The sequence below is a fragment of the Brevibacillus daliensis genome, from assembly GCF_021245735.1.
Classification (GTDB): Bacteria; Bacillota; Bacilli; order Brevibacillales; family Brevibacillaceae; genus Brevibacillus_B; species Brevibacillus_B daliensis.
The window spans coordinates 1-11,443 of sequence record NZ_JAJISB010000058.1; the positions used below are offsets into that span (position 1 = coordinate 1).

Annotated in this window: 10 protein-coding genes and 10 tRNA genes; 1 reads left to right on the plus strand and 19 read right to left on the minus strand. The window is 41.8% G+C overall.

Annotated features, from left to right (window positions below; genetic code table 11):
* Nucleotides 1-297 precede the first annotated feature (297 nt).
* The 8 genes from LM917_RS23870 to sigW form a co-directional block, all read right to left on the minus strand.
* Nucleotides 298-651: a helix-turn-helix domain-containing protein gene (locus LM917_RS23870; RefSeq protein WP_309241980.1), complete on the minus strand. Its 354-nt coding sequence runs from the start codon at nt 649-651 to the stop codon at nt 298-300.
* A gap of 169 nt (nt 652-820) precedes the next feature.
* Nucleotides 821-2,656, minus strand: coding sequence for a glutamine--fructose-6-phosphate transaminase (isomerizing) (gene glmS / locus LM917_RS23875; protein ID WP_232700208.1), 1,836 nt, complete (start codon nt 2,654-2,656; stop codon nt 821-823).
* A gap of 563 nt (nt 2,657-3,219) precedes the next feature.
* Nucleotides 3,220-3,654: a GNAT family N-acetyltransferase gene (locus LM917_RS23880; RefSeq protein WP_232700209.1), complete on the minus strand. Its 435-nt coding sequence runs from the start codon at nt 3,652-3,654 to the stop codon at nt 3,220-3,222.
* A gap of 261 nt (nt 3,655-3,915) precedes the next feature.
* A complete protein-coding gene (gene glmM / locus LM917_RS23885) occupies nt 3,916-5,262 on the minus strand; it encodes a phosphoglucosamine mutase (RefSeq protein ID WP_232700210.1) in 1,347 nt (448 codons plus the stop codon).
* A gap of 41 nt (nt 5,263-5,303) precedes the next feature.
* Nucleotides 5,304-6,551 (minus strand): CdaR family protein, encoded by a 1,248-nt coding sequence (locus LM917_RS23890; protein WP_232700211.1) that lies wholly within the window; start codon nt 6,549-6,551, stop codon nt 5,304-5,306.
* Nucleotides 6,544-7,356, minus strand: a complete 813-nt coding sequence (cdaA, locus tag LM917_RS23895) for a diadenylate cyclase CdaA (RefSeq protein WP_232700212.1) — start codon at nt 7,354-7,356, stop codon at nt 6,544-6,546. The genes LM917_RS23890 and cdaA overlap by 8 nt, the downstream gene beginning before the upstream one ends.
* 112 nt (nt 7,357-7,468) lie before the next feature.
* A complete protein-coding gene (locus LM917_RS23900; protein ID WP_232700213.1) occupies nt 7,469-8,095 on the minus strand; it encodes a zf-HC2 domain-containing protein in 627 nt (208 codons plus the stop codon).
* A gap of 19 nt (nt 8,096-8,114) precedes the next feature.
* Nucleotides 8,115-8,678 (minus strand): RNA polymerase sigma factor SigW, encoded by a 564-nt coding sequence (sigW, locus tag LM917_RS23905; protein WP_232700214.1) that lies wholly within the window; start codon nt 8,676-8,678, stop codon nt 8,115-8,117.
* Nucleotides 8,679-8,898: 220 nt separating this feature from the next.
* Here sigW and LM917_RS23910 point away from each other — a divergent pair, with 220 nt between their 5' ends.
* Nucleotides 8,899-9,096 carry an aspartyl-phosphate phosphatase Spo0E family protein gene (locus tag LM917_RS23910; RefSeq protein ID WP_232700215.1) on the plus strand — a complete coding sequence of 66 codons (198 nt, stop codon included), beginning with the start codon at nt 8,899-8,901 and terminating at the stop codon, nt 9,094-9,096.
* 228 nt (nt 9,097-9,324) lie between these two features.
* Here the strand turns inward: LM917_RS23910 and rocF are convergent, their stop codons facing one another.
* The 11 genes from rocF to LM917_RS23965 all read right to left on the minus strand — a co-directional run bounded on the left by rocF (nt 9,325) and on the right by LM917_RS23965 (nt 11,387).
* Nucleotides 9,325-10,221 carry an arginase gene (rocF, locus tag LM917_RS23915; RefSeq protein WP_232700216.1) on the minus strand — a complete coding sequence of 299 codons (897 nt, stop codon included), beginning with the start codon at nt 10,219-10,221 and terminating at the stop codon, nt 9,325-9,327.
* A gap of 276 nt (nt 10,222-10,497) precedes the next feature.
* Nucleotides 10,498-10,571, minus strand: a tRNA-Gly gene (locus tag LM917_RS23920).
* Nucleotides 10,572-10,578: 7 nt separating this feature from the next.
* Nucleotides 10,579-10,655 (minus strand) — tRNA-Pro (locus tag LM917_RS23925).
* Between the two features lie 6 nt (nt 10,656-10,661).
* Nucleotides 10,662-10,738: transfer RNA gene (locus LM917_RS23930), tRNA-Arg, on the minus strand.
* 5 nt (nt 10,739-10,743) lie between these two features.
* Nucleotides 10,744-10,819, minus strand: a tRNA-Gly gene (locus tag LM917_RS23935).
* 19 nt (nt 10,820-10,838) lie between these two features.
* Nucleotides 10,839-10,914, minus strand: a tRNA-Lys gene (locus tag LM917_RS23940).
* Between the two features lie 4 nt (nt 10,915-10,918).
* Nucleotides 10,919-10,993: transfer RNA gene (locus LM917_RS23945), tRNA-Gln, on the minus strand.
* A gap of 7 nt (nt 10,994-11,000) precedes the next feature.
* A tRNA-Tyr gene (locus LM917_RS23950) sits at nt 11,001-11,085 on the minus strand.
* A 21-nt stretch (nt 11,086-11,106) separates the two neighbouring features.
* A tRNA-Val gene (locus tag LM917_RS23955) sits at nt 11,107-11,182 on the minus strand.
* A 39-nt stretch (nt 11,183-11,221) separates the two neighbouring features.
* Nucleotides 11,222-11,298, minus strand: a tRNA-Glu gene (locus LM917_RS23960).
* 14 nt (nt 11,299-11,312) lie between these two features.
* Nucleotides 11,313-11,387 (minus strand) — tRNA-Asn (locus LM917_RS23965).
* Nucleotides 11,388-11,443 lie beyond the last annotated feature (56 nt).

Sequence of the window (11,443 nt, forward strand, 5' to 3'; positions counted from 1 at the left end):
TGAGCTTGAGTGAGGAAACGGAATCATTTCGAGGGAGTTTAATTGTTATACATAATAGATTGCATAGTATCAGACTTTATTTAAAAATTTTCTATACCAATAGGTTCATACATGATTCTTATCAAACATTATTATAAAAGCCCTTGTTTCTTTTAGTAAATCAAGGGCTTTTAGCAACTTATTTATCAAGCTTTATTATAAAGTTACATATCAAGTATCAATTTTCTGTTGGGATCCTCTAATTAGTGGCAGCTTGGTTTTAAGTAAAAATCGGAAGAGGTAGCATTGAGGCAAATATTAAGATTTATACCTCTGAATTTTCAATCGAATAATTCCCAAAATCTCTTCTTGATCGAAAATCTTAAGTCTTCTAAACTCTGATAGTAAAACCCCTTCCATTTCATTAATTCTGTGTACATCGAACATTTCAGAAGGAATATAGCTAGTACCCATTATCAACCACTCGATATTTACTTCATAATTTGTAACCAATGCTATTATCGTTTCAACTGATGGTTTGTATTTATCCTGCTCCAATTCACTTAAAGTAGCTTGGGAAACTCCGATTTGACTTGAAAAATTGACCTGACTCACTTTATTCGTCTTTCGGATTAATTTAATTCTGTTACCTATTGTAGAAATTTGAATCACCCTCTATACAGAATAAGTCCCGATGATTAATTACAATATCATCGGGACTTAGCTTAGTGGTTTCTCACTTTTTTAATTGGTTTCCTAGTTTTTTTACTAGTTTCATACTTTTTTTACTGGTTGCACAGTTTTTTATCACCAGACACAACAACAACCATCTAAAACCCACCTACTCCACCGTCACACTCTTAGCCAAATTCCGTGGTTTATCCACATCTAGCCCTCTAGCCGTAGACGCAAAGTAAGCAAGCAATTGCATAGGAATGACAGTTAATACTGGAGACAGAATGGGAAGAGTACGTGGTACATACACCACTTCATCTACCGTTTTCGCGAGTTCTGTATCTCCTTCAAAAGCGAAGCCGAGTGTGTAAGCACCACGAGCTTTTACCTCTACAATGTTGGATACGGTTTTATCGAACAACTCGGGTTGAGTTGCTAGTGCAATGACTGGAACATTATCCTCAATCAGTGCCAAGGTACCGTGCTTGAGTTCACCTGCAGCATACGCTTCAGAATGGATATAGGAGATTTCTTTTAGCTTGAGTGAGCCTTCTAAAGTTACTGCATAGTCAAGTCCACGTCCGATGAAGAACAGGTTTTGTACGCCTTCTGTTACTTTAGCTGCTACTTCACGCAGGCTTGCTTCGTTCTCCAGAATTGTCGCTGTTTGTGCTGGAATTTCCAACAGATGATCCACCATTTCAGCGATTTGTTCTTTTGTTTGAGTGCCTTTGATCTGTGACAGGTACATAGCAAACAGGTATAGCGCTAAGCTTTGGCATGTGTAAGCTTTAGTAGAAGCAACCGCTACTTCTGGACCTGCCCATGTGTAGATAACCTCATCTGCCTCACGGGCTACAGAGCTTCCTACTACATTGCTGATTGCCAGTACGGTTACACCGTGTTTCTTCGCTTCACGCAAAGCTGCCAGTGTATCTGCTGTTTCACCTGATTGGCTAATAACGATAACAAGCGTTTTCTCTGTGAAAATCGGATCGCGGTAACGGAATTCAGAAGCGATCGCTACCTCTACTGGAATACGTGTCAGCTTCTCAATGACTTCTTTCGCTACAAGACCAGCATGCATAGAAGTACCGCACGCCACGATGTACATACGATCAAAAGCAGCTAATTGTTCTGCTGACATTTTCAGCTCAGGCAGTACAACACTTTTATGCTCTAGATCAATACGAGATCCGATGGTATCGTGCATCGCTTGTGGTTGCTCATGAATTTCTTTCAGCATGAAAGAATCATAGCCACCTTTTTCAGCCTGAACCAAATCCCAATCCACGTGGAAAATGTCTCGCTCAACAGGCTCTCCGCTCTCTGCTACTGTAATCTCGATGCCATCACGAGTAAGTACAGCCATTTCACCCTCATTCAGGATATACATATCACGAGTATGTTCCAAAATAGCAGGAATATCGGAGCCAATGTAGGCTTCTCCTTCACCAATACCAACGATTAGTGGACTTGCCAGACGAACCGCAATCAATTTATTCGGCTCATACTCAGTCATGATTCCTAGTGCATAAGCACCGCGCATCATCGTAATCGCCTTACGCACCGTTGCCTCAATGTCGCCATTATATAAATCTGCAATCAAATGAGCAATTACTTCTGTATCCGTTTCGGAGACGAATTCGTACCCTTTCTTTTGCAGATCTTCTTTAATTGTTAAATAGTTTTCGATAATCCCGTTATGGACTACCGCGAATTTGCGAGTAGCATCCAGGTGTGGGTGAGAGTTCTCATTGGATGGTTTTCCGTGTGTTGCCCAACGAGTATGACCAATCCCTACAGTCCCTTGCAATGCTTTACCTTCCAAATGCTCTTCTAACATAGCAATCCGCCCCTTGGTCTTTGCATGATCCAAGCCGTGCTCCGTCATAACAGCTACACCCGCAGAGTCATATCCGCGATATTCAAGCTTGCGCAAACCTCCGATTACTACGTCTTGCGCTGCTTTATGTCCAATATATCCTACGATTCCGCACATGGTTAATAAAACCCCTCTCTTAAGACGACAGGGGTACAACCCAACTGTTTTTGCCAAACGGGGTGTACCCCCGTCATTCCCTAGCAAAATTTATATTTTTTATTTGTCTATGTATCATCACTCAGCTTTTGTCCAACAGGTTACCCTATTGTTTTGTTGCATGAGCTTTCGGTATTGATACAGTACCGGGAGGCACCCGCCGAAATCTTCGATAAACCTCCACCTCGTCCACTATGCTCCATTTCGGACAGTCACAGCGCTGGCGCTTTGTATTGCTTTTCTATTGTCTTTGTAACATCTCCTCCTCTGGCGTTAATTAAGATACTGCTCTACTGTAGCATAGCTCTTGATTCGAGACAATACCCGTTTTTCACTAGGAATGACAATGAGATGTAACCTGTACTTCTCTCATGCGAAACAAACTGATTTTTTCTTTTAAACAAACTGGGTTAACCCTATATGTTATGCAGATTGAAGCCATTTTGCGCCACCGTATTTACCTCTTTATTCTATAAAAAAAACCGCTAACCTTATCAGCAAAGTGTTAGCGATTTATCATCCAATTATTCTACTTTTTTATACAAATAATAGTGGGTACATCCCTCTGGAAAGTCCTCAAGTGTTCCATAAATCGTATAGCCCTGCTTCTGATAAAAATCTGGAGCCTGGAAGCTAAGCGTATCTAGTTTAATCAGCCTACACTTTTTCTCTCTCGCTAGATCTTCAGCCATTTGAAGCATTTTCTTACCATAACCTTGTCCTCGCACGTTCTCATCTATCCAAAAAATATCTACGTTAAGGCATTGCCAATGGGTATAGCCAGTCAGACCACCAAAGATCTTCCCGTCCTCATCCTTCAAAATCAAACTTACATCTTCTACTTCAAACTCTTTATCAGCAACAGAAACCTTCAGCTTATTAAACTGAATTAACTGTTTTCTGACATGAATTGCATCTTCTTTGTTCCATTCACTCGCAATATGTAACGCTTCTCCCATTTTTCTTCCCCCTTGTTCTTTTTCAAAGCTCATAGCAAATTACATGTAACCCGATCAATAGAATCGTACACATGGAGTATTACTGCCTTCACTGTCTTTTCCGAGTCTTTGATACGGGGGAAATCTAAGCTGCACCTATGCGGATACAATTTATCCTATAAGAAACTTCTATCACAGTCCATTCTTATCTTATAAAAAAAAGGAGCAACATCATCTGCTGCTCCTTTTCATTCATCTACCTAACATCTTGTTTGCCTTCTGTTATGCTAGTTCACTTTTGACCACTTCAACAATTTTTTCCACCAATATCTCAAGTTCTGCTTCTTCTGGACCTTCTGCCATTACACGTACGATTGGCTCTGTACCAGAAGGACGAACCAGAACACGACCATTGCCATGCAAGCTCTCTTCCACTTCTTTAATCGCCTGCTCAATCACTTCATTGCCTTTTAGTTTGGATTTATCTTCTACACGAACATTTACCAGTAGTTGCGGGAACTTTTGCATGATCTCCTTCAACTCAGAGAGCGGTTTACCACTTTCTTTAATAATGTTCAGAAGTTGTAATCCTGTTAGCAATCCATCGCCTGTTGTATTGTAATCAAGGAAAATGATATGTCCAGACTGTTCGCCACCCAGATTGTAGCCGCCACGTACCATTTCTTCCATCACGTAGCGATCTCCAACAGCTGTGCGAGTTGTATTGATACCGTTCTCTTCCATTGCCTTGAAAAAGCCTAGGTTAGCCATCACGGTGGTTACAACCGTATTGTTGTTCAGTCTTCCGTTTTGTTTCAAAGCACGAGCACATACTGCCATGATGTAATCGCCATCCACAAGGTTTCCCTTTTCATCAACAGCAATACAACGATCGGCATCTCCATCAAAGGAAAGACCCAGTACAGCATTATGCTTCACAACTTCTTCTTGCAAACGTTCAGGATGGGTAGAACCACAATTGTCATTGATGTTTATGCCATTTGGACTAGCTCCGATTGTAATTACATCCGCTTCTACGTCAGCAAATAGACGTGCTGCAAGAGAGGCTACCGAACCATTCGCACAATCCAGAACTACCTTCATCCCCTCAAAACGCTCGTTTACTGAGCCTTTTAAGTGTGACAAATACTTCTGGCTACCCTCTAGGTAATCAATGACCGTACCAATATCTTCTCCAGTTGGACGCGGCAAGTCATCTTCTCCTGCATCCAGATATTGTTCGATTTCATTTTCATCTTCATCAGATAGCTTGAAACCGTCGCTGCCAAAAAACTTGATTCCATTATCCTCAAACGGATTGTGTGAGGCTGAAATCATAACTCCAGCATCTGCCCCCATAGCACGGGTTAAATAGGCTACTCCGGATGTTGAAATAACTCCCAAACGCATCACTTCTGCACCTACAGATAGAAGACCTGCGATCAAGGCACTCTCTAACATTTGTCCAGAGATACGAGTATCACGACCAATCACTACTTTTGGTTTGCTTTCTTCCTTATGTCTTGTTAGCACGTACCCACCGACTCGACCAATCTTATACGCTAATTCCGGTGTGAGCTGCGTATTTGCAACACCACGTACGCCGTCTGTTCCGAAATACTTCCCCATCCTTGTCCCTCATTTCTTTCCTATACACGTAATAGGCTATGTTACTCTGGTTTTTTTGTGATTTCAACTGTCACTTTTTCAATCGTTCCTTTTGCAATTTTAACGAAATCTGGTTGATTGTTGTTGTAGATCAACGGGACTTCGTGTACTCCAGCAGGTAAGGTACTAATGTCTGCCACGATTTGTATATCATTAGCCGTCATTTTTTCCAAAATGCTAGGTGCACCCACTACGTTCACATCTAGCGTAGTTAATTTTTCTCCGTTCGCACCTAATATCTCAGCTGTATGATTCTCTTCTAACCCTGTAATACGAAGTGGGATGCCTGTCATTTGTTTCGTCTCCGAAGGAACCACCGTTAACGTAACATTTAACATGTCTGGTTCAACTTTTACGATCTTCGGAGCTAACGGCATTTTCACCTGTAAACGGCTATCTGAGGTAATTGTACTTAGATCTATCGTAGGCCCTGGATAGGTTTCTAGTTTACCAATCACATCAATAGGACCAAATATCTTTACCACATCCGAATCCATGCCGATGCTAGACAAGCTATAGCCATCTGGCAATTCATTCGTCAAGTTTAATTTGATCGGTACGACTTCATTCGGGCTTGTAATTGGGACGTTAACCTCTACCACCATCGGTGAAATCTCAACATCCGTCATCTCTTTACCCATGGTATCATACACTTTTAATTTTGCATTGGTAACAACAGTTTCATCGGCACCATTTACATCAACCTTAGCTTTTACCGAGCCAATTTTACTTATCTGACTCTCTGGTACTTTCACGTATACACGGAATGGCTTCAAAATCGGATCACTTACTTTATACCCTTCAGCTACCGTACCAACGATATCCACCTCTACATCAACCTCAACGGTCTGCAGCTTCTCTAACGTAATATCGACGTACTCGGGCATCACGGTTACCTTGGCTCCGTCAGGAAAACCTCGTGTTTTCACCTGTAATCGATGAGGGCCACTTGGCAATCCTCTGGCATCTACATATACTTCATGGGAGCTGGACGACAAAAAATTACTATATCTGAAAAACGGATCTTCTGTTTCAACCGCAACTGTCACTTTTGAAATCTTATTCACGATTTCGTAGTTCTCAGCATCATAATATGGCTTAACATCGACTTGTTCAAAAACTCTAGGTGGTGTGCCACTCTGACTTGAATTACTCTTTTCTGGTTCCAGATTTACGATCATCCAGACCATAATGGCAAGTAATAGAGCTATTCCACGGACTATCCAATGATTGTTTAACCATTTATCCATTTTTTCTCCTCCATTGCCATGCCGCTGACTTGTTCTTCGATTGTGTAGAGAGGCGTTCGAGCATTCTTTGCGTCAATTGTTCTTCATTAATACTACGTGTAACGATTCCATTGGAGGCTATGGATATTGCTCCTGTTTCCTCCGAAACGATTATAGAAATACCATCTGATACCTCACTCATACCAATTGCGGCTCTGTGGCGGGTACCTAACTCCTTGGAAATGGACGGATTTTCAGACAGGGGTAAATAACAACCCGAAGCTAGTACGGTCTCTTTCCGAATAATAACAGCCCCGTCATGCATTGGAGTATTAGGAATGAAGATGTTAATGAGCAACTCGGACGTTACTTGTCCATTGATCGGTATGCCCGTTTCCACATAATCATTTAATCCCGTTTCTCTCTCTACAACAATAAGAGCCCCTATGCGCCGCTTCGCCATATAATTGACCGCTTTTACCACTTCCTGAACCATTCGTTTTACACTTTCCTCTTCATCACTAGAATAGGAGCGCGAAAACAATTTACCCCGTCCCAATTGTTCAAGCGCACGGCGTAATTCTGGCTGAAAGATGATAACAATAGCCAATACCCCGTAGTAAAAAGCCTGGGACATTAAGGTGTGTAACGTATGGAACCCAAAATACTTACTTAGGAACCATGCCACTATGACAATCATAATACCCTTCAATAGCTGAACAGCACGAGTTCCCCTCATTAAAATAATCAGCTTATAAATCAGGTACGTGACGCAAAGGATGTCAGCCCCGTCACGCAATATATTAACGTAATTTAGGTCACCCATACAGCCGCCTCACATTCCTACTCCAATACTATCTAAGATCTCTGATTGGATTGTTGCGGAAAAAAGCACGGCCTATTTGCCGTGCCACCTTCTCATCACCTTCTATTTTCTCTTATGGAGCCGAAGGAAGCAAGTAGTTTCCCATATTTTTAAACTCATACCAAACCCAATCCAAAATCTCCTCTACCGACTCAATATTTCCAGCCACCTGTGCTGTAGAAGCTAAAAAGACACTTCCATCAATAGCGACTACATTTCCATTTACTTCGCCTTCTACCTCGACGCTTCCGTTCTTGACGATTAAATCACCAGTCAGAGTCGTACCTGCAGGAACCACGACCATATTACGATCCCGATCAATTTTTAGTTGGTCCATATTTGTTGAGGTAACCTGTAACGTATTATCATCAAACCAGGATGTAAATAGGTTTCCCGTCATAAGGAAAAAGAAAACAGCAGCTGCCGTCAAAAAGGGATGTTTCCTTAAGAAATTACCAAACGTTTTACGTTTCGGTACTGCGGGTAGTTGCGCCATAACACGTGCGGTAAAGTCACTTGGTGCATGTACATGGGAAGCACTTTCCACAAAAGCCACTACAGTTTGTAACTCTACTAAGTGGTTTCGGCAAGCTTCACATACAACCAAATGCTGTTGAAGACGTTGATTCGACAACTGGTCTATGTCTTTATCCAGGAAAACATGAGTAAGTACTCTCGCTTCTTTGCAATCGATTTCCATTTGAATACGTCTCCTTTCGTTATAGTTTCAGCTTTTTCCGTAAAGCTTCACGCCCACGATGAATTCTTGTTTTAATTGTGGTTACCGGTAACTGAAGAGCATCACTTATTTCTTGTAACGACAAATCCTCAATATAACGAAGTACCATGATAGAGCGGTACTTTGGGTTAAGTTGATTTAAGGCAGCCTGAACCGTTTCCTGCAGTTCTTGTACAACCACCTTTTCTTCTGGAGTCTTGTCATTCGAAGGTAATCGGGAGTACCAGTCCAATCCCTCCAATTCGCCCCCTTGCTCCTCGTCCAGGGAAAATTGAGGCTTTTTCTTTCTTCCCCTATCTATACATAAGTTGGTAGCTATGCGATAAATCCATGTTGAAAAGCGGTAGCTTTCATCATAAGATTGTAAATTCGCAAACACCCGCAAAAATGTCTCTTGGGCAATATCCTCTGCTTCTTGTCGATTCCCTACCATGCGAAAAGCCAGTTGAAAGATCTTGTCCTTGTACATTTCGACCAGTTCTGCGAATGCTTCGCGGTCATCTTGCCGCGCACGCTCCACCAAACGTCGTTCTACATATTCCATGCTTTCCTCCCTAGAATGTAACCAGTTTTCTATACGAATTAGAAACGAATCAGTTTCATTTCAAGTTATTTTTTTTATTAAAAACAGGTTTATGTCTCGTTTTCTTCATTTTTTTCTAATTCTTCCTTTTGTTTCTGTTTATCCATGTAAAAAAAAGGGTGTTTATCCGATATAAATGATAAGCGTTGTATAAGAGTTAAAGCAAAGGAGCGTGTGATTCTTGACAAAAAAATGTGCTCTTAGCAATCGTATTGAGTCTTTGCGAAAAGAATTAAATGATAAATACAAACGATACCCTGCCATAACTCCTGAAATGATGGAATTAAGCGTTAAGCTGGATCAATTACTTAATGAATGGCAAAATACAACCTATACTACCTATGATCGCCACCTTATATCACACTCAAAAAATCAATAGCCTTCCTCTCTAATACGGAAAATCTAGCTTAACATATGTATTATATTGTACCACGATTAATCGAAAACCTATTGGACAACCTTACAAACAGGCGAATGGAGTTATCTCCTTCGCCTGTTTTCTTACTGTATCCAAATGTATCTACTTTGCGCTGCATTACTTCCTAATACATCCTCTAATGAAGTAACAGCTTCTCTAATTGAATTTCGATTGAAAATTTTTTATATGCTATAAGAGCTTATCCCCAAATGCAGAGCTAATTAACGCTACCGTTACTTTTGCTGTCACATTCTCTCGATCCAATATCGGATTAACTTCTACAAATTCTGCAGATGTTAACACATCAGCTTCTGCAAGTATTTCCATAGCCAAATGACCTTCTCGATATGATATGCCCCCAATAACTGGAGTTCCTACCCCTGGTGCGTACAAAGGATCTAAGCCATCCAGATCAAGGCTTAAATGAACTCCATCTGTACCCTTCGTCACATGAGTAAGTGTTTCTTCCATAACACGTGTCATTCCTAGTCTATCAACTTCATGCATGGTATACACTTTGACGCCAATCTCTTTAATTAGCTTTCTTTCACCAGGATCTAAATCACGTGCTCCAATAATAACTGTATTTTCCGGTTTGATTTTTGGTGAGAATCCCCCAAACTGAACCAACTTATCATGACCATAGCCGAGTAGAGCAGCAAGAGGCATACCATGTATATTTCCTGACGGTGAGGTTGCTCCTGTATTCAAGTCTCCATGAGCATCAAACCAGATAACCCCCATATTTTTTTTAGATTTAGCTACTCCTGTAATCGTACCAAGAGCAATGCTATGATCGCCTCCTAATACAAGCGGAAACTGTCCCATCTCCATCTCTTGGGAAATCATATCAGCTAGCTGCTCATTCGTATCTAGTACATGGGACAAATATTTATGGTTATCGACCTCTTCGAAATATTCAGGCCTTATCACTTGAATGTTATCAAGATCCTTAACTGTATATCCCAAACCTTCAAGGCGTTTTACAACACCTGCATAACGAATTGCACTCGGTCCCATGTCTACGCCTCTACGATCAGCTCCTAGATCGAGTGGTACACCTATAATAGATATATTTTTGTTCATAATCCATATCATCCTCCTCTGGAAAATCTAGAACTCGTTTTGTTTCATTGTAGACGCCAGAAAAAAATGACTCAACTTGACAATTTCTTGCATAGTTATGAATTAACAAAAAATATGAGAGATAAGAAAAGCCTCTATCGAAGTCTTACGAAGAAGCTGGTACTTCTTTAGAAGAAGTTTTTCATGCGTATAAGGAAGTGATACCCAGAAGTTTATACTTTCTTAGACAGTAACAAAAAAGCAACTCATATGACTGAGTTGCTTCCTTATTATGTATGGAGCGGGTGATGGGAATCGAACCCACGCGACCAGCTTGGAAGGCTGGAGTTCTACCATTGAACTACACCCGCATAATCATGGTCGGGAAGACAGGATTCGAACCTGCGACACCTTGGTCCCAAACCAAGTACTCTACCAAGCTGAGCTACTTCCCGACAATATGGCGTGCCCTGAGAGATTCGAACTCCCGGCCTTTTGATTCGTAGTCAAACGCTCTATCCAGCTGAGCTAAGGGCACATATATGGAGCGGACGAAGGGTCTCGAACCCTCGACCTTCGCCTTGGCAAGGCGACGCTCTACCAATTGAGCTACGTCCGCACTTGGTTAAAATAAAAAATGGTGAGCCATGAAGGACTCGAACCTTCGACCCTCTGATTAAAAGTCAGATGCTCTACCAACTGAGCTAATGGCTCCCAATGGCTGGGGTACCAGGATTTGAACCTGGGAGTGACGGAGTCAAAGTCCGTTGCCTTACCGCTTGGCTATACCCCAATATTAGTGGTGGGGAGAGACGGATTCGAACCGCCGAACCCGGAGGGAGCAGATTTACAGTCTGCCGTGTTTAGCCACTTCACTATCTCCCCACGATAAAGGCATAAAATAAATGGTGGAGGCTGACGGGATCGAACCGCCGACCCTCTGCTTGTAAGGCAGATGCTCTCCCAGCTGAGCTAAGCCTCCAGATATACTCGCAATCTAGCGAGAGACTAATAAGAAAAATGGTGACCCGTAGGGGATTCGAACCCCTGAATGACAGCGTGAAAGGCTGCTGTGTTAAACCGCTTCACCAACGGGCCAATTTCGAAAGGAATGGCTCCTCAGGACGGACTCGAACCGCCAGCCTACCGGTTAACAGCCGGTTGCTCCACCATTGAGCTACTGAGGAACAATTGTATTGGTAATTTATTCCCTGAAAACTGGATAATGAATCAGCATAATTGG

Coding starts and splice junctions, on each gene's coding strand:
- glmS (WP_232700208.1), bottom strand. CDS start 2,656: ATGTGCGGAATCGTAGGATATATTGGACATAAAGCAGCGCAAGACGTA.
- LM917_RS23880 (WP_232700209.1), bottom strand. CDS start 3,654: ATGGGAGAAGCGTTACATATTGCGAGTGAATGGAACAAAGAAGATGCA.
- glmM (WP_232700210.1), bottom strand. CDS start 5,262: ATGGGGAAGTATTTCGGAACAGACGGCGTACGTGGTGTTGCAAATACG.
- LM917_RS23890 (WP_232700211.1), bottom strand. CDS start 6,551: ATGGATAAATGGTTAAACAATCATTGGATAGTCCGTGGAATAGCTCTA.
- cdaA (WP_232700212.1), bottom strand. CDS start 7,356: ATGGGTGACCTAAATTACGTTAATATATTGCGTGACGGGGCTGACATC.
- LM917_RS23900 (WP_232700213.1), bottom strand. CDS start 8,095: ATGGAAATCGATTGCAAAGAAGCGAGAGTACTTACTCATGTTTTCCTG.
- sigW (WP_232700214.1), bottom strand. CDS start 8,678: ATGGAATATGTAGAACGACGTTTGGTGGAGCGTGCGCGGCAAGATGAC.
- rocF (WP_232700216.1), bottom strand. CDS start 10,221: ATGAACAAAAATATATCTATTATAGGTGTACCACTCGATCTAGGAGCT.